Below are 17,409 nucleotides of genomic sequence, written 5' to 3'. Positions count from 1 at the left end.
AAACATGTGGGGTGCGAACCCGTCTCGCTATACATCTACGATAGCACCAAAGCAACCAATGCTCAATAGATTACCTGTGCGATTCCATGATTCTTTAGCTGCGGTGAACATCGATCAGAGATCATCGGAACAGCGAGCCCGCAAACTGCGGACGACATCAAGACGGGAACACCGAAAGACTAAAATATGTAAATCAAACAAAGCAATTACGTATTCACCGGAGACGTCGTCCCAAGAATAAAAGTTCGCATAAACGGAGACCCCAGAACGCAGGGTCGTCAACCGCCACCAACCACACACCGACTGCTCAAACGCCTGCCGGCTACCGAGTCGGGCCCAGCATCGGCAACCCCGAAACGCATCTGACCAGGGGCTCAGCCACCTTCGCCAGCTACCGATCTAGAAGGAAACCAGGTAGGACCTTGCGCTGGCCCTCCGCCTGGAAGCCCAGCTGAACGTGGAACCCCGGCCACGAGTTACGAGGATCCCAGGTTGTTCAGAGGACATGTTCGACTACGATTCAGGCTTTCGGGTGCGATAGCGAGCACATCTGGTTACCAGGCGGCCCGGCGACGTTCGGCGGAGTGAGACGCGTTGGCCACCACTTTGTCCCTAAGCACGATATAACGGTAGTCGATTTTCCAGAGCGGCGCACAATGCGTTCCACTGCCTCCCCCAATCCAGTGAGTTCTGATCAATGTGAGGCTGTCGCCACAGCGGAAGTAGCTCGCGGTGAGTTCTCCGACTGGCTCAGCAGGCTGAATGAATCCACATCCAGGCGGAGGCATAATCCTGACGGAGACGAATTCCTCCGCTCAGAACGCGGCTGCGCGTGCAACGGGATCGAGCAACGTCTCGCTGCTGTGGCGCTGGAGGTGCTGGGCGAGATTGCGCGTCTCGGGATCGGGCTCTTCGTCGATCTCGCCGAGCGTCGCCGTCAACAGGGCGAGGGTTCGCGGCACTGCAGTGTGTTGTCCAAGAAGTGCTTGCGTGCGCATGATGTCGTGGTAGATGCCCTCGTTGTAGCGGTCGAGCGTGCGCGCCCGCTCAAGCAGCGCCAGCACCGTCCCCGGTGCCGCGCCTGGGTCGTTGATCAGGGCGCTGAGCGCGTCCAGCGCGTCACGACGCACGGATTCACGAAGTGGCTCCACCCACGCGGACAGCAGGTCCTCTGCGAGGTCTCCCTCGTACAGCTCGACGGCACGTTGCAAGCGAGGTCCACGACCGGTGTCTGCGGCCTGCGCGCCCTCAAGCAGCTGTTGGAACTCCCAGAGGTCCACCTCCACGAGCTCTTGGTTGAGCTGGTAGCGGCCCCCGTTGTTCAGGACGACGTTCGTCATCGAGCCGTCCGTGGCCTCAGCAAGGACGCGACGCAGCACCGACAGCGTGTTGTGGAACGAGTTGTAAGGCCGCGGAGGCCGACTGTCCGGCCACACGGCCTCGTTCAGGGCTTCGCGTCGGACACCTTGCGCGTGCAGTGCCAGGTGGACGAGGACCTCACGCTGCTTCGGGGTGAACAGGCTGCTGAGATCGATGCGATCCCCCGAGTCGGACTGCGCGAACGCGAGCTGGAACCGGCCGAACACCTTCATGAACAGCCGAGGCCGCGTCACGACGACGCTCGGCACGGTGCACGCGTTCTCCTGCCACGCGGAGGTCTCGTGCTGCTCAGCCTCCGAAACCACCTCCACCCCGCGAAGCACCGCAAGCAGGTCGCTGGCGTCCCCAACGGGCAGGGTGAACAGCCTTGTGCCGGCGAGTTCGTCTCCGAGTCCAGGGCTGGTCGCGCTCACGCTGCCGTCCACCCGCACGTTGACCGTCGCGCCGGAACGCCATTGGCCGAGGAGAACGCCGGCCAGGCCGAAAGCGGATCCATTGTCCAGCACAGCCCTCAACCGACGCTCGTTCAGCACAGCGGAGCGGGCAACGAGGACCATCGGAGCCCAGGCGGGCTGCGGATCGTTGAGTGCTTGACGTGTGCGGGTCAGCAGCGTGGCTTCCAGTTCGTCCAGCGCGACGTCGAGCGAGGTGACGACTTCGACGGCCCGCGGCAGATCTTGGACATCCGCACCGTCGAAGATCAGATGAAGATCCTCGGCAGGCATGAGAACGCGGAGGTCGTCGTGAGGCCGCGGCGCGGCAAGCAGGTGCAACAGGATCGCTCGAACAGCCGCGGCGGCACCAGGGCCTGCCAGACCCAGACCGCATGTGCTGGCGAGGTTGACGGCGACCTCGGCTCCCTGGCGCGCACCGACCGGTACGGCCCCGTCCGGCTCGAGTACGACGACGTCGAGTTGTCGGTCCACGCCGGCCTGATGTGTGGTTCGCAGTGCGCGAACCACAGGGGCGTCCGGCAGCTCAAGGTCAGCGCGCTCACCGCTGCCTATGCGATATCGGCGCCTGTGCCGCATCTTCGCCGTTGTCAGCACCGCCAAGATCGTTCCTGCCAAGCCGGCGCTCACGTACACGCCGGTCATCAGATCCAGACCCCGCTCTACCTGCTCGCCGTGTGGCTCACGCGCTGGTGCCACCGTGGCAGGTGTTGTGGGAGGCGGCTCGCTGGTCGGCGACGGAACTTGTTCTGGGGGCCGCTCTTCAAACGGTGCGGGAACGTGCGCGGTGATCTTCCAGCCCGGATGCACGAGGTCCGGAGTGACGAGAGAACGGCCGTCAGCCTGCTCGACGCCGCGGTTGAGCTGGTAGAGCTCCGGCCACCGCCGGCCGTCGCCCGGCCCGTAGACGCGTTCAGCAACGCGCCACAGGCTGTCGTGAATCCCGTTGTGCGGAGGTCGGACTTCATCAACGACCCGAACGTGGCCAGGGGTCATCGGCGCAACCGCGGCGACCGTCGGCTCGGAACCTTGCGCTTCTGTCGTAGCAACCGACGTGGTCGCCAAGGCCCTGTTGCCCAGGAGCGTCAGCACCACCGCGCCGATGAGCGTGGCCGCAAGAGCTTGTAGCGGCCCACGTGCACGGATCGACGACCAGGCGACTCCGCGACCGATCTCGACGGCGGAATGCAGCAAGGACAGGGTGAAGAAGAGCCAGGTGGTCCAACAGACGATCGTCAATGCGTTGATGAAGAACTGACCGCTCATCGGGCTCAGCAACGTCGCTCGTACGTCGTCCCAGCTCGGCATGCTGTCTGGGAGCGGCCAGCCCACGAAGTGCACCAGCGCCCAAGGCAGGCCCACGACCAGGGCTGAAAGGGCAACGAACGCCACCACCCCTCGCACGATCTCAACGCAGCTGCGCAACGCCGACCGGCGGCCGCCGGTCATGATGTGCCTGCTTCCTCCACGGCATCGGAACCAGGCGCTGAGGAGGTCACGAGTTTGAGCGAGGCGGGTGGGCGCGGTGTTCGGTCCCGTCGCCCGGCGGCTGCTCCCGCAGAGGCACGTCGGCGCCTCGCGCGGGGCTGCTTGCGCCCGTCGAGGATCTGGGTGAACTCGGCGGCCGCAACGTCCGTGAACTTCGCCAGCTCGGCGATGCTGATCACATCGCTGCTCTCGGCGATGACGTCACCGATCTGTTGATCGATGTCCACGAGCCGACGGACCACCTCCGCGCGTTCACGTGCCAGTTCGCCAACGAGCTGGGCGGCTTTGGTTCGCCGGGCGCTGCGGGCAGAGTCAGCTTCTTCGACCCGGCGGGCGATGTCATCGGTTGTCGCCATCTTCGTTTCCCTTCCTGTTAAAAGGTTCCGCGTTGCGGTTGTGCCTCGCCTCGTCCTGTGACGGTGATCGTGTCGACCGAGACCAAGCCGAGAAGTTGCGTGCGTTGATGGATCGTCACGGTGACGTCCACGGTGTTGCCGACGACGGAGACCGAGCCAGCGTGCTGACCGGCGGCCAGGTGGTTGCGCGCGGCGGTGAGGGCGCGGCTTGGATCCAGTCGCAGGGCACCGTTCCGGCGATATGCCGCCAGGTCGATTTCCTGCGCTCCAGCTCGCGCCGCTTCTTGTGCCTGTCCCACCGCGCGAACCTTGGCTGCCAGCGCGAGCCCACCGTCCAGAACGAGCCCACCGAACGCCAGCGCGGCAACCGTCGTGACGACCACGTACGCGGCAACTCGGCCGTGCTGGTCGCTGCGGAGTCGTTCCACCTGCTGCCTCAGCTCGATGCACGCCCTCATGGCGCCGTTCCTCTCCAGGAGTCGACGACCGACGAGAAGCTGCAGCTGAGCGTGCGAGTTCCTGGCACGCCCAGCCCTGCCAGGTCGTGGAGGTCGACGATGCACCAGACGGTGACGGTCACCGTCGAGCCAGGCCGCAACCCAGCCGAATCGGTGCGCACCGTCAGCGTCCTGCAGGTGACCCCGGCTGCGGCCAGTGCATCCGCCGCGGTCGCTTGAGCTGCAGCGTCTGCCTGCGCTGGTGTTCGAGCCGCAGTAGCCGCTCGAGCGGCTTGGTGCGCGACGTCGCTGATCCGCAGCTGCGATGCTGCCAGACGTCCGCAGAACACGACGAAGAGCAGCAAGAGGATCATCAACGGCGCGACCAAGGCGAGCTCGGCCGCAGCAGAACCGCGGTCATCGCGCAGTCGCGTTCGTGCGTCGGCGACGGTCAAGGTCATGGCGACACCGCCAGGGTGAACTTCTCAACTGGCCCGACAGCCTCGGCGTGGACTGCGAGGGACACGAGCGGAACCACGCTGACCGCCTTCCCGCGAACATGCACGGATACTTGAGCTGAGCCCCGCTGGGCAGACACGGAAGCAGCCTGCAGAGACTTGCTGCCAAGCTGCGAGAGCACCTGTTGCCCAGCGGCGTTCCCGGCACCCGCGCTGCCGCCCGAGACACGGGCTGCAGACAAGCCGTATGCGGCTGCGGTCTGAGCGATGTGAGTCGCGTGCATGTACAACGCGAACTGCGCGATCAGCAGGAACAACAGGAACAGCAGCGGCGCCGCCAGTGCGAGTTCGGCTGTGCCACTTCCCCGCTGGTCAACACAAACCCGCTGAATGAGCCGGAGCATCGTCATCGCCTACATCTCGATGCTGTTGGCCTTCTGGACGGCCTTGGCGACGATGATCGCCACGACCGCGATCGCCGCAGACACCACCAAGGCGGTGCTGACGACGAACTCGGTCGAGTAGCCGCGATCGTCGCGACGCAGCCGTTCCAGACCGGCTCGGACGTAGACGACGAGGAACTGGATCTCGGTGAACATCAGCTTCTCCCAACTGTCCTGAGTAGAGTTGTTCATCAGAGCCCTTCCAGCACGTTCGCGATCGCTGGAAAGCCGATGAAAACCAGGAAGCCTGCGCAGAGCAGCACCACGGGAACGCTCATCCGTTCAGTGGCCGCCTGCGCCTCGCCCTCGATGAGGGTGAGCTCTCTCGCGCGAAGTGCAGCTGCTTTCGCTGCGAGGCTGGCGCGAACGCGCGCGCCTTCGGTGCCGGCAAGGCTCACCGACGCGGCGAGCTCGGCGAGCTGCTGCACGCTCAGCTCGGCACCGAGCCTGCGAAGTGCCGACCAAGGGGTGGTTCTGGTGAGCTTCGCCGTGACGAGCGCGTGCCGCAGCTGGTCGAACGCCCAGCCTCGGCCCACGCCCACCGCGAGGTTCAGCGCACCGTCAACTCCGGCGCCGCCGGCCAGCAGAACGCGGATCAGGTTGAGGTAGGCGGACAAGGCGAGTCTGAAAGTCGAACGACGTCGTTCGGCCTCGCGACGGACCCGGATGTCCGGCAGCAGGAAGCCGCTCACACCGAACAAGACTCCGGCGGCGAGCGGGATCTCCCAGCCAATGCCGATGCCGGTCATCACCAGGACGAGCTGGACCAGCGAAGGCAGCAGAAAACCGACCAGCGCGAGAGTCGCTTTCTCCGCCAGCTGCTGGCTGACGCTCTTGCCGATGACGGCGAGATCAGTCCGGCTCGACGTGCTCGGCAATCCGACCGAAGCCAGAACGGTGACGAAGGGCTTGCCGACGTTCAACACCCAGCCGGACGAGTTCGCGAGGAGGATCGGGGGTGGCGTGGGCTCCGCCTGCAGCTGGTCGACGAGAGCGCGGAGCGAGGGCCGCGGCGGGAATGCGTACGTCGCGAGCATCCACAGTCCGAGTCCGAGGCCGGCGCCCCACAAAGCCATGCCGATCATGTCGTTGCTCCTCGGCCGCCGACCAGATCGTCAGCACTGGGCTCGGACGTCCGGATGACACCCAGTTCCGTGAGGAACCGCTCCGGTGCACGAAACCGCGAAATCCTCGCCAACCAGGCGAAGGCGGTCACGAACAGCGCCCCGACGAGCAGGAGCGCGAGCTGGCCGGGCGCCGAGTCGAACGGGCTGAGGTAGGGGCGGTTGAGCACGACGAGGCCGACCGCGAACAGGAGGGTGGTGATGACGATGACCCGCACGCTCGTCCGTGTGCGAGCGCGGCCCGCGTCAACGCGCATCCGCATCGTCGCCTGCTCGCGCGCCTCGACAGCCAGCTCGCCGAGCAGGTCTGCGAGCTGACGGGCCTGCTGCTCGGAGGCCAGCACCAGCGCGGACACGACCAGGTCCGCGGTCGGGTCACGAAGTTGCTCGGCGAGGTCACGGAGCCCTGCCGCCAGGCGTTCGCCGCGCTCGAGCCTCACCGCGAGATCAGCGATCTCGTCGCGGATCGGCGCGGGAGAGGTAGCCGCGGTGGCGAGGATCGCCTGTTCAAGACCGGCCGCGGCTACGAGGGTGTCGCGCAGCATCTCTGTCCAACTGGCGATCGCCTCGATCCGTTCGAGCTGACGATGGTGATCAACGTTCGATCCGAGGATCCGCGGTAGCCCGAGCACAGCGAGCACGCTCAGGAGACCACCGACGACCCATCCGGTGACCAGGCCCGTACCGATCCCGGCGACCAGCGCTACAACCAAGCGCCCGAGGGTCTTCTGGTCGAGTCGCACCGCGGTCCTGCGTCGCTGCCGGGCAATCACCTCGTCGGGTCGCCCGTGCAGTCCGGCGGCGATCAACAGAACGCCCACCGCCACGCCCGCGCTGAGCAGACCGAAGAGCAAAGTGGTCGAGGTCATGGCCTCCACCAGCCATCGCGCCGCCCGCACAGGTCCGGGTCGAAGCCCGCTTCGACGAGCAGGTCGAGGGTGTCGGTGCGCAGGGGTGCAGCGGGCACGGCACGCCTGTCTGGGCCTGGACGCCAGCACTCGTTGCTGATGATCTGGGCTCCCTCGGCACCGACCACCTCTCTCACCGACGACACGACACGTTTGCTGTTCTCGTCGCGTGGCTTGTCGAGGTGCACGACGAAGTGCAGCGCGGAAGCGACGAGCAAGTTGGTCGCCTCGATCGACAGCCGCTCAGGTCCCTGCACGGCGTACGCGGCGAGCTTGGTGAACGCGCCCTGGCTGGAGCTCGCGTGCAGGGTGCCCATCGAGCCGTCGTTGCCCATGGACATCGCGTTCGTGAGCGGGATGACCTCCGGGCCGCGGACCTCGCCCACGATGACCCGGTCAGGGCTCATCCGCAGCGACTGCCACACCAGGTCGGACATCGAGATCCCGCCTTGGCCCTCGATGTTCGGTTCGCGCGCTTGAAGCGCCACGACGTCCGGGTGAAGGTCGATGTCCTCGTCCAGGCCGAGTTCGAAGACGTCCTCGATGGTGACGAGTCGTTCCCACGAGGGGATAGCAGACGCCAGGCCTCGCAGCATCGTCGTCTTGCCGATCGACGTGCCGCCGGTGACCAGGATGTTGCGTCTGGCCCGCACGAGGCCGGCCAGAAAGCTCTCCAGGGCGAGGTCGATGGTTCCGAGCGTTCTGAGGTGGGCCAAGTCCACTCGGCTGAAGCGGTGCCTGCGGATCGACACCGAGGGCCGCACGGTTACCGCCATGACGGCGGACACCCGTTCGCCGCCGGGCAGCTGGAAGTTCACGATCGGTGAGCCGCGGTCGAACCTGCGTTCCTCGACCCCGGACCGGGCGGCAAGGTCGCGGATGAGGTCGACCAGCTCGGTATCGGATCCGACCACGGGCGGCAGTTGCTTGCGAGTGCCGTCGGCGCACCTGACGAAGACGCGCTCGCCGTTGATGTTGATGTTCTCGATCCCGCGATCGGCCAGCAGCGGTTCGAGGCCGGCCATGCCGAAGATCTCGTCGAGCACCTGGCTGATCAGGCGCTGCTCGACATCGGGCGCGACCAGCATTCCTCCGGCCGCGGTGTTGTGGAGCTCGGTGCGGGCATGGGCCTCTGCGGCGTCGGTGAGGATCGCTTCTGCCAGCCGTCGTCGCTGACGTGCGTCCAGCGGCGGTCGTCCAGCAGCCTCGTCGTTCCGGACGCGCTCGCTGAGCTGTTCAGACAGCGAACTGCGCAGGTGGTGACGGAGACGGTCCACCGCAGCCCCTTCACCGGTCACCTGGTGCGTCATGGTCACGACACCGCTCCGTTCTGGCTCGGCTGTAGAACAGGGCGCAACGCGGCGACTGGCGCCAACTGGCTGGCGGAGGCGTTCATGCAGGTCTGCAGACTGAGCGCCAGCTTGGCCGCCGCCCGCCCCAGCAGCGACTTGCTCGGTCCGTACCGGCCTCGTCCTCGGCCGCACAAGGCATCCGCGCCTTTGGCGTCCTGCGGTATGTGCGCCATCACCGGGATGCGCAGTTCCTGGGACACGTAGTTCGCACTGTGGCCGTGGCCGACCAGGACGAAGCACGGTCTCCGTGACCACCGCTGCGCAGCCTGGAGCTTGAGCGCAACGTGAGCCAGCTCGTCGTCACGTGGCCTCGACAGGAGCACCATCGCGTCCGCGCTGCGAATGATCGACAACGCCGGAGAATCCGGGTCCACGCGTCCGCAGTCGACGATGACGACGGTGTCCGGCCGGTCACCGGCCCGGCGAAGGAGCGATGACGAGCCGTTCGCCAGGAGGCTCAGCGCCGCCTGGGCTTGTTCCGCTTCCACCGCGCCCGGCACCACACGCAGTCCGCCAGGCAGAAGTTGCGCATGGCACGCCAACTGGTCCGGACCCGCGTCACCGCGGGCGCGGGTCGCGGTGGCCAAGCCGACCAGGGTCGGTTCGGCACTCAGCCGAAAGCGGGTCAGCAGGTCACCTCCGGCGGGGTCGGCCTCCACGACGATCGGCACCTGCGGTCCCGGCCACCGCGCACCCAGCGCCACCGCGAGGGTGGTGACCCCTGGAGAACTCTTCAACGAGCAGACGGCGATGAGCATCAGCGGTTCTCTCCCGCGATCACGAGCAGGCTCAGCTGGCCCGCCGGCGCCAACGACATGGCGCGACCGTCCGGCTCGGACATGCGCAAGGACACAACGGTGGTCTGCTCGTTCTCGCGTTCGGCGACTCCGAGCACCACCGCCGTCCAGGACTTCGGCGTCGCCTCTGCCTGCTGCGGAGCGAGCAGGACAGCAACGGTCGTGCCCGGTGACAGCTCTGGAGGGAACTGCCCTGGCTTGAGACCCACGGCGGCGATCGACTTGCCTTGCTCCGGTATCCGGAGGGCTCCCAGCACCGAACGCGTCACGAGAGAGCCCTCCGGCATGCTGAACGCGAGCGGCTGCCCCACAACCGTTGACGCGGCGGACGCGGCGACCACCTCGATCGGCACGTCCGCTGTCAGATCGATCTGGCGGAGATCCTGAGCCACCAGGATCTGACCAGCAGCAACCGGACGAGCCAGCGCCAGCACGCTCAGCCGATCGCCCAGTTCGGTCGCCAGGACCGCGCCGCCGACGGCACACGCGGGCACCAACGCGAGTCCCAGTACGAGATGTGGAACGCGGCGGCGGCGATTGCTCCACCGCGTCGGCGGGCGGCCTTCTCGCGCGGCCCAGCGCGGAGAGATGTCGGATTGTCCTTTGGTATCGGTCGCGGTCATCACAGCCCCCTTCGGGCATGGCTTCATCGCGACACGTCGGTTCAGCTGATCGACGTGCCATGGATTGATGGATGTTGTTGCGCAGGCTGCCTGGAAGAGGTGGTCAGCCCGTGGTGATTCCCTGGCTCTCGGCCACTCGGAACGCGGTCGAGGCACTGGCCGACAGGTTGGGGAACGTTCCGCTCTGCCCTGCGCCGGCCCAGGTGACGGTCCACTGCACGGTGATGGTGACCGGGAAGGTCTGCCCCGGCCGTCCTGCTGACGAGGACCTGTAGGTGTGCCCGCAGTCAGGCGACGAACTTCTCGGATCACCGTGCGCGGGGAACGGACTTCCTGCGCTGGCGCAGGTGATCGAGGTGCTGTCTCCCATTGACCATGTGGCTGACATGGGTCGCGCGGTGGCGGTCACCGACACACCTGGCACGGAAGCCGTTGCCGAGATGTCGGCCCAGGCACCGTGGTCCAGCCACATCCAGGTGGGCAGGTTCACCAGTTGGTCTCCGGCCGGGTTCGCCATGATCCTCGGCGTTGGCAACCGCAGCTGCCGGCGGGCGATCTGCGCTACCTGTTCGGGTGTCAGCGGTGGCGGAGCATCGGCAGCTGCAGGTACCCAGATCGGGCCTCGCGAGTCCGGGTCCTTCCCGTCAGGCGAGCACAGCAGCATGAACCAGCCGCCTGGCTCCTTCGGGGTCTCTTGTCCCGGGCCAGGTCCGGCCGGGACGTACCGGCAGCCGAGAAGCCCTTCGCTGGTGCCGTTCTGGTCGGTGCCGTTGCCCGGACGCTGACCATGGCTCGTCGAGCCGTCCGGTCGGGTACCGGCGGAGACGTCGCACAGCGGTGAAGGCGACTGGCTGCAGTTCGTACCGCCCCAGGCATCATCGGCGAGCGCTGGTGGTGTGACGAGAAAGCCGGTCATGACAAGAGCCGCAATGGCAGTTGGACGTCTCATCGCTCAACAACTCCCAACCTCGTGCACTCCGTAGTCGGACACCTTCCACGTGCCGTCGGCCTGCTTCTCGACCGCCGCCTTGATGAGCCGTCGGCCTCCTGGAACGGTGTCAGCCCGTTCACCGGTGTCTTTGCGGTGCTTCAGCCAGTTCGTGGAGTCACCGCAGTCGGAGATCATGACTTTGCTCGGATCGTCGGCCGGATCCGCGGACGTCACGGTCGGCTGCAGGACGGGCATTCCCTTGCTGACCAAGCCTTTGTCCCGGTCAGCTCGAAGGCTTTGCTTCAGCCTCTCCAGCGCCGATCCGCCCGCGTGCTGACCAAGGAGCGGAGAACTCCAGTCGGACGTGGCACCTGCAGCCGCGAAGCTGTCCCACATCGCTCTGTACGCGCTGATTGCGCTGGCTTGTGCAGCGTCGGCCTTCGACGTTGCGGGAGGCGCCTCGGGCGGAGGTGCTTGCGTTGGGGCGCCTTGATCACATGAGCCCAGCGTCGCCAGCGCTCCTCCCAGGAGCAACAGTGTCTTCGACTGCTTCATCGAGGCCTCCAAGCCGGGAAGGTGAAGGGTGATGCCGAGGTGGCTGGATCGAAACTGGTGTCCGGCCGAAGTTGGTCGGCAAGTGCAAGCTGAACAATCAGTGCGAAGAGCGCTGTAGCTCGACGTAGTGCCCGCGGAGCCTCACGGCGGATGACGGGATCCGGTTCGCGGAGTGGAAGGCGCATCACGCCGCCTCCGTCATGCCTGCAACATCACGCAGACGGTCCCACCGAGCAGCGCAGGCCCGAGCGCTACTGGATCGTGGCGACTGATCCGTCGAAGAGCAAGCAAGCTCCACGTCACGACTCCGGCAGCCAGCAGGCTGATGGTCAGTCCTAAAGCGACATACGACCAACCGCGCCACCCGAGGAAAAGAGCCGACACCGCAGCGAGCGTGACGTCGCCGAAGCCCAGCCCACCGCCCAACTTGAGGTAGATGAGCAGGCTGATCGCGAACACCGCGGCCGCAGCGGTTACAGCGCGAACCAGTGATTCGGCTTCGCGAAGACCGCACGCCATGAACGTGATCTGGACCAAGGCCCCGACCATCAACATGCCGACAACCCGGTGTGGCAACCGATGACATGTCCAATCGACCAGAGCGAGCACCAGGCCGACGATCAGAAGCCAAGAGGTGAGGGCCGCGGACAGGGGCCTCACTTGGGTCGTGTAGGTGAGCGCGGAAGCCAGAAACGCGCTCGCTGCAAGCGAAGTCGGCCAGCCTGCGAGCTTGAGGAGCTGCCACGAGATCGGCTCGTGTCGCGCGATCGAGAAGCTGACGACCACCACCATGGGCCCCAGGACCGCGCCGAGCAAGAAGTAGGACAGCACCATGGACATCACGCGCTCCAGCGGGCGAACGGCGGACAGGTAGGACGCACGCGGCTGAGCGCGGCCTCGAACGCCGCAGAGCGGCGCCGGACGCCAGAAGATGGTTGCTGCCAGCTGGAAGTCGCCGAGACATGTCGATCCCCGATCGCGTTCAAGGCCAGCCCGATGGCCGCCTCACCACTGCGTTTCAGGGATCAGCTCGATAGCGACAGAGCCGACCCAATCGGATTGCTCCGATTGGACCAGAGTAAGAAGTGACGCCGGTCACGTCAACCGGATTCGTCCATCTCGGTCATCCTGCTCAAGCAACAGCAGCCGAGGCGGTCGGCCCGCGACCCAACACGATCACCGTCTGCCAGACGAAGTCCGCTTCCGACGCCCCAGCAATTTGCCGATACGCGGAAGAAGATCTTGGTAGTGGCCACCGAGGATGCGGGCAAGTACTGCCACCGACCGTGCATCCGCCCCGACGAACACCCGCGCGCGCCGTCGCTCAGCTCCCGCCAGCACCACGCTCGCAGCCTCTTCAGGATCGGTCCGTGCAACCTTCGTCTCGAAGCCGCGAACGACTGCATAGCGGTTCTCCCCCTTCGCGAAGAGGCCGTTGCGCACGATCGAAGTCCTGACGCCCCCTGGGTACACACAGGTAACCGATACGCCGGCGTGCGCGGCTGCCAACTCCTGACGCAGAGACTCGCTGAAGCCGCGGACAGCGAACTTCGACGAGTTGTACGCGCTGTACTTCGGAGTGGCGATCAGGCCGTACGCACTCGAAAACGTCACCACGCGGCCGTCAGCCGAGCCCACCAGGGATGCGAGATGCGCCTTGACGGTGTACATCAAGCCGCGCCAGTTCACGGCCATGACGCGTTCGATGTCCGCGACGTCCGAGTCCAGCAGGCTGCCGCGGTGGATGATCCCGGCTGCCGCGAACACCGAGTCGACACCTCCCAACTCGACGTCGGCCGCAGCCGCTGCGGCCTGCACCTCCTCCCAGGAGGTCACATCAACAACCTGGGCGAGCACTTTCGCCCCGAGCCCTCTGCAACGGCGTGACACGTCCTCGAGGCCGTCCTCATCCTGATCGATCAGCGAGAGCCGCGCACCACGTCGCGCGAGCTCGATCGCCAGCGCCCGCCCGATCCCCGCAGCAGCGCCGGTGACCACCGCGACCTTGCCCTCGAAACAGCTCACGCTTGAGCACCTCCCCCAGCTTGCAGCTCAACCGACCTTCCCACGATCGGGCGCGGTCAGGGTGACGAGCGCCGCGGTCGTGTGTTGATCCAGCGCCATCAGGGCCGCGGAGACAGACACCTTCAGCCAGGTCCCGTCCTCTGCTCGAAGCCGCAGCGCACCCTCGGCGCGCCCGGTCGCAGCCAGGTCGTTGGACAGGCCGACCGCCTGCCGCAGGTCCTCACGATGGACGGCAGGACGGTGTGGTGCGCCGAGAGTCCACGCGACTCCCGGCATCGGGCTGTCGAGCCACTTCAGCAGCCTCATCGTGCGCAGGTCGACGATCGCCCGCCAGCGTCCGGGCGTCGCCTCGGCCGCGAGAACCTGCTGAGCCAGCAGGACAGGGATCGGCGGTGGTGCCGCTGGCACGCACTCCGCTGGTCCGATGTCGTGGGTGATACCTCGAACGACGAGCTCGACCCGGCCCTGAGGTGTTCTCGCCTCGACGCAGCGGCACGCGAAGTGCACCGCGCGCCGAACCCCGTCGTCCCGGTTCACCGTCCACGTGGCCAGGTGCTCCGCCCCGGAGGTCGCGTTGACGATGAGCGCCAGCGCCTTCGCCTCGTCCGAGTTCGTCTGCAGCCGCTGGTAGGCGAAGAGCTCCGCGAGATCGTGCTCGTTGCGCCACTTGTCGGTCCTCGTCCCGTAGAGCCGGAGCAGATCGTCGGACCTGCAGCTGACGTGCCGCGTGAGGTTGATGTGCCACGCGCCCGCCGGATTCCGCGGTGGTGGATCTTCGTCCAGCGGACCGATCCACAGCTGAACGCCGTGGACCAAACCGCCGTAGGACGGCAATGGATGCCCGATCACGCGACGCTTGCCGGTGGTCGTCCCGGTCTCCACCGGCTCACCGCGCTCGGCCACGCGCGCGATCACGGCCAGCGCATCGTGGAGGAAGGGACCGCGGCCGAGAACAGACCGGATCGGGACCATGTGCTTGGGACTGCTCCCGGCAGCCAGCACGGTTGGCTCACGGCGAGTGCCGCCAAAGGTCTCGACCAACAACCAGTCGGCCGCCATCGCTCGGTCCCCCCGGTCGAAGGTTGGCCTGCTCAAACAGGCTAGCTCCGCCGGAGGGTCCGCGCTTGGATCTCCTCCAAGAGTCCGAAAGCCCAGGCGACTGTTTCACTCGATCGAGTGTTTCGTCGGTTCTCACAGCTCAGCGGCGGCCTCGGCGATCAGTTCCAGTGACTCCGCCTCGGTCAACGCCATCTCACGCAGCTGCGTGAACAGCTGTGCGCATCGCTCGATCAAGACCGGATCTTCGACGTACTCACCCTTGATGAACGTCTCGAAGTAGGCCACGTCGTTGTGCTGGCGATGCGGGAAGCCGAGCAGCATGAATGGCGTACCCGCCGCTGGGTAGGCGCCGGCGATGCGCGGCACGATCCTGACGGAAACCGACTCCAACTCACTCGACTCCATCAGGTGCAACAGCTGCGCTTTCATCACCCGCGGCCCGCCGACCACCAGTCGCAACACAGACTCCGGGAACACCGCCTGAACGTGGAGCGAGTCTTTGCCGCCGAGCCGGCGCAACCACGTCTCGTTGACTGCGGCCTGCCGTGATGCGCGAACCGGGTCGCTCTGCAGCACCACGTCCGCGTAGTCGGCGAGTTGGAGCAGCGACGGAACAAGATCCGTCGTGAACGTGCGCCACAGGGTCGCCTCGGACACCAGGTTCACCAGGTCGTCAGCGGGATCCAGGAGCACGCCACCGTCATCGAGGGCGCGCACCTGCTCGGCGTGCTGCGCCTGCCGCACGACGAACTGCCACTCCGAAGTGGACACCCCGTAGACGTATCCGAGCGCCATGATGTCGAGAACCGCGGACGGCTGCACGGCGTTCTCCATCATGGAGAGCTTGGCGCTGCTGAACCCAACCTGCCGACCGGCCTCGGTCAGACTGAGCTGTCGCTCGTCGCGCCAGTCAGCCAGCCGCCGCCCGACTGCGCGTTCGAGGGTTGTCGCTCGGAAGTCCTTCGGCACGTCGCACTCACCCTGCGCCGACTGAGGCGGCCAGTTCCTCGAACGGAACGAAGCTGCAGCCCCGCAGCAAGCGGAACGAGGCGGTCGCGACCACCCAACGCGTGTCGGGATCGCCATAGACGACGTGTGCCGGCCTGACCACCTTCGGCGCGAACGTGCCCGGCTGGTACAGGGCGCCCCACACTCCCATGACTTCGAACTCCCGAACCCGCACCGCGACCGCTCCTCGCCGAAGCGCAGGGCACCGTTGCATCGAGATCGCAACGCACGGGGCACAGATCGGAGGCTCCACCGAAGCCATGTCCTCGGGCCAGGTCGGGCCCTCCTCCTCGCGGAAGTCCCTCATCAGCCACAGAACACCATCTGTCGTTCGGTCGGCTGACCCCGCGCAGACCTGGCACAGCAACATTTTCATCGCGCGCCGCTGCCGGGTCGGGTGCACCCGCGCGAACTCCGGCTTGCCCTGCTGCCAGCGTTCCGCGACCTTGGCCCAGAGAACGCCGTGCTCGTCGCGGTCACCAGGCATCTCGTTGGCGTAGGCGAGACCGTTGCCACGCACCACCAAGCTGCAGTGGAGGTTCTGCTCATCAGACCATGCGGTGACGTTTGGCGCGAGCACGCGATTGACCTCGGCGGGATTCATCTCGGGGCGGACCGCTCCTTGGTCGAGCGGACGCGATGCAACCTCAGTCATTATTTTGATCTTTCTCGTGTGTTGCCGCTTCTTCACCAGCGGCGTCTTGCAAGGCAACGAACATTCGCACTAGGAAGTCGATCGACTCGCGCTGGTTCAAGCTGACCTTGTCGATCTGGCGGACAACGGCGTTGTAGCCTCCGAGCGCGTCCTCCGCCTCGACGAAGAGGCTGCAGTTCTCCGCTTCCAGCAAAACCAGCGGTCCATGCTTCTCGAACTCGAACTGCGTGAACGGACCAGCGATGCCCGCATGCGCGCCGGTCGCCGCAGGCACGATTCTGATCTCGATGTTCTTCCGGTTCGCCATGAGCATCAAGTGGTGCAACTGGTCCGAATGCACCTCGGGTCCACCCACCTGAAGGCCGAGGGCAAACTCGTGAACGTAGAAGGTTGAATTCAACCTGTTGTTCAACAGCAGCTTCTGCATGTCGAGCAGCACGCGTGCCCGCTCTTCCTCTTCCACGGCAGGCACAGTGGCGGATGCTGCCAGCAGTTCTCGCGCGTAACCGACCGTGCGGAGCAAAGTAGGCACCACGTGTGGCTGCCAGCAGATCAGAGTTTTCGCCGCAGCGAGCTGGGTGAGCGCCGTACGCGGCCACATCGGTGCGCCTGCACCGTGCTGCTGCCACCACCCCTGCACGTGCCTTGCCGAGAAGAGTGCGAGCAGGCGGTCCCTCTCTGCGGAGTGCACCCGACAGGCACCGAGCAACAGAGCTACCTCGCGCTCGTTGATGCCGCCCTTGCCGGTCACCACGTTCGAGACCTTGGAAGGGTCCCAGCCCAACAGTTCGGCGACCGTCCGCGCGCTCAGTCCGGCGCCCTCGATGGCCGCTCGCATGCCGAGACCGAACTCACGACCGCGTGCGGTGGAAAGCCTCTTTGCCATGTCCACGTTCCTCGTGTGCTGGGTACAAAAGCGTCCGAGCTCAGCTCAGGCACTCACATCGACCTGGTCGCCAGCGCTTGCAGCGTCAAATCCGCATCGTCTGCACCAGATGCTCGGGGCTTCATCGCCGACGCTTTGTCCCTGGGCCACGGTAGAAGCCGTTCGTGCTCACGCCACGCCTTGTCGCACTTCGGACAGGTGGGCCAACAGCGTGCGAAGTCCGGCCACTTGTCGGCCGCGACGGTTACTTCCAGACCACACAACGTGCAGCCCGACTCGCAGAGGACGAGTTCCTGCGGTATCGCGTGGCGTGCCCCTTCATGGGGCTGCCATTTGTATGGGCGGGACATAACCGATCACTTCCCGTGAACCTGTGAGCAGCAAGCGCCCCCGGGCGCCGGCGATGTCTTACTCAATCAACGCGCCGATCTCGATACCATCCCGCGAAGTTGCCTTGAATGTCCCTCTAACG

At 66.1% G+C, this 17,409-nt stretch carries 20 protein-coding genes; all 20 read right to left on the bottom strand.

Annotated elements, in window-relative coordinates; translation table 11 throughout:
• Window positions 1-815 precede the first annotated feature (815 nt).
• The 20 genes from ACZ7CD_RS22165 to ACZ7CD_RS22070 all read right to left on the bottom strand — a co-directional run bounded on the left by ACZ7CD_RS22165 (window position 816) and on the right by ACZ7CD_RS22070 (window position 17,287).
• Window positions 816-3,281: a hypothetical protein gene (locus ACZ7CD_RS22165; RefSeq protein ID WP_470374549.1), complete on the bottom strand. Its 2,466-nt coding sequence runs from the start codon at window positions 3,279-3,281 to the stop codon at window positions 816-818.
• Entirely contained in the window at window positions 3,278-3,676 is a 399-nt protein-coding gene (locus ACZ7CD_RS22160) for a hypothetical protein (protein WP_470374550.1), read from the bottom strand. The genes ACZ7CD_RS22165 and ACZ7CD_RS22160 overlap by 4 nt, the downstream gene beginning before the upstream one ends.
• A gap of 17 nt (window positions 3,677-3,693) precedes the next feature.
• Window positions 3,694-4,134, bottom strand: coding sequence for a hypothetical protein (locus ACZ7CD_RS22155; RefSeq protein ID WP_470374551.1), 441 nt, complete (start codon window positions 4,132-4,134; stop codon window positions 3,694-3,696).
• A complete protein-coding gene (locus ACZ7CD_RS22150) occupies window positions 4,131-4,574 on the bottom strand; it encodes a TadE family protein (protein ID WP_470374552.1) in 444 nt (147 codons plus the stop codon). Before ACZ7CD_RS22150 ends, ACZ7CD_RS22155 begins: the two co-directional genes overlap by 4 nt.
• Window positions 4,571-4,981: a TadE/TadG family type IV pilus assembly protein gene (locus ACZ7CD_RS22145; protein WP_470374553.1), complete on the bottom strand. Its 411-nt coding sequence runs from the start codon at window positions 4,979-4,981 to the stop codon at window positions 4,571-4,573. Before ACZ7CD_RS22145 ends, ACZ7CD_RS22150 begins: the two co-directional genes overlap by 4 nt.
• Window positions 4,982-4,984: 3 nt before the next feature.
• Window positions 4,985-5,170: a hypothetical protein gene (locus tag ACZ7CD_RS22140; RefSeq protein ID WP_470379600.1), complete on the bottom strand. Its 186-nt coding sequence runs from the start codon at window positions 5,168-5,170 to the stop codon at window positions 4,985-4,987.
• 35 nt (window positions 5,171-5,205) lie between these two features.
• Complete coding sequence (locus tag ACZ7CD_RS22135) at window positions 5,206-6,099, bottom strand: type II secretion system F family protein (protein WP_470379599.1); 894 nt, start codon at window positions 6,097-6,099, stop codon at window positions 5,206-5,208.
• The gene (locus tag ACZ7CD_RS22130) at window positions 6,096-7,007 is read right to left on the bottom strand and encodes a type II secretion system F family protein (RefSeq protein ID WP_470374556.1); all 912 of its coding nucleotides are present in this window, start codon (window positions 7,005-7,007) and stop codon (window positions 6,096-6,098) included. Before ACZ7CD_RS22130 ends, ACZ7CD_RS22135 begins: the two co-directional genes overlap by 4 nt.
• Window positions 7,004-8,323 carry a CpaF family protein gene (locus ACZ7CD_RS22125; RefSeq protein WP_470374557.1) on the bottom strand — a complete coding sequence of 440 codons (1,320 nt, stop codon included), beginning with the start codon at window positions 8,321-8,323 and terminating at the stop codon, window positions 7,004-7,006. Before ACZ7CD_RS22125 ends, ACZ7CD_RS22130 begins: the two co-directional genes overlap by 4 nt.
• Window positions 8,324-8,358: 35 nt before the next feature.
• Window positions 8,359-9,156, bottom strand: a complete 798-nt coding sequence (locus ACZ7CD_RS22120; RefSeq protein WP_470374558.1) for a MinD/ParA family ATP-binding protein — start codon at window positions 9,154-9,156, stop codon at window positions 8,359-8,361.
• Window positions 9,156-9,818 (bottom strand): SAF domain-containing protein, encoded by a 663-nt coding sequence (locus tag ACZ7CD_RS22115; protein ID WP_470379598.1) that lies wholly within the window; start codon window positions 9,816-9,818, stop codon window positions 9,156-9,158. The genes ACZ7CD_RS22120 and ACZ7CD_RS22115 overlap by 1 nt, the downstream gene beginning before the upstream one ends.
• A gap of 103 nt (window positions 9,819-9,921) precedes the next feature.
• Window positions 9,922-10,734 carry a hypothetical protein gene (locus ACZ7CD_RS22110; protein ID WP_470379597.1) on the bottom strand — a complete coding sequence of 271 codons (813 nt, stop codon included), beginning with the start codon at window positions 10,732-10,734 and terminating at the stop codon, window positions 9,922-9,924.
• Window positions 10,735-10,770: 36 nt separating this feature from the next.
• Entirely contained in the window at window positions 10,771-11,304 is a 534-nt protein-coding gene (locus ACZ7CD_RS22105) for a hypothetical protein (protein ID WP_470374561.1), read from the bottom strand.
• Window positions 11,305-11,502: 198 nt separating this feature from the next.
• Window positions 11,503-12,144, bottom strand: coding sequence for a prepilin peptidase (locus tag ACZ7CD_RS22100; protein ID WP_470374562.1), 642 nt, complete (start codon window positions 12,142-12,144; stop codon window positions 11,503-11,505).
• A gap of 336 nt (window positions 12,145-12,480) precedes the next feature.
• Entirely contained in the window at window positions 12,481-13,329 is an 849-nt protein-coding gene (locus ACZ7CD_RS22095; protein WP_470374563.1) for an SDR family NAD(P)-dependent oxidoreductase, read from the bottom strand.
• Between the two features lie 27 nt (window positions 13,330-13,356).
• Window positions 13,357-14,388 (bottom strand): GAF domain-containing protein, encoded by a 1,032-nt coding sequence (locus tag ACZ7CD_RS22090; protein WP_470374564.1) that lies wholly within the window; start codon window positions 14,386-14,388, stop codon window positions 13,357-13,359.
• Between the two features lie 132 nt (window positions 14,389-14,520).
• Window positions 14,521-15,357: a Scr1 family TA system antitoxin-like transcriptional regulator gene (locus ACZ7CD_RS22085; protein WP_470374565.1), complete on the bottom strand. Its 837-nt coding sequence runs from the start codon at window positions 15,355-15,357 to the stop codon at window positions 14,521-14,523.
• Between the two features lie 7 nt (window positions 15,358-15,364).
• Entirely contained in the window at window positions 15,365-16,000 is a 636-nt protein-coding gene (locus ACZ7CD_RS22080; RefSeq protein ID WP_470379596.1) for a hypothetical protein, read from the bottom strand.
• Window positions 16,001-16,043: 43 nt separating this feature from the next.
• Window positions 16,044-16,937, bottom strand: coding sequence for a helix-turn-helix domain-containing protein (locus ACZ7CD_RS22075; protein ID WP_470379595.1), 894 nt, complete (start codon window positions 16,935-16,937; stop codon window positions 16,044-16,046).
• 53 nt (window positions 16,938-16,990) lie between these two features.
• Window positions 16,991-17,287 (bottom strand): HC3 family zinc finger protein, encoded by a 297-nt coding sequence (locus tag ACZ7CD_RS22070; RefSeq protein ID WP_470374568.1) that lies wholly within the window; start codon window positions 17,285-17,287, stop codon window positions 16,991-16,993.
• Between the last annotated feature and the right edge of the window lie 122 nt (window positions 17,288-17,409).

The organism is Lentzea sp. NPDC036949, assembly GCF_055608075.1.
The sequence above is the reverse complement of the archived record's forward strand: the minus strand, read 5'-3'. Positions and strand labels throughout refer to the sequence as shown.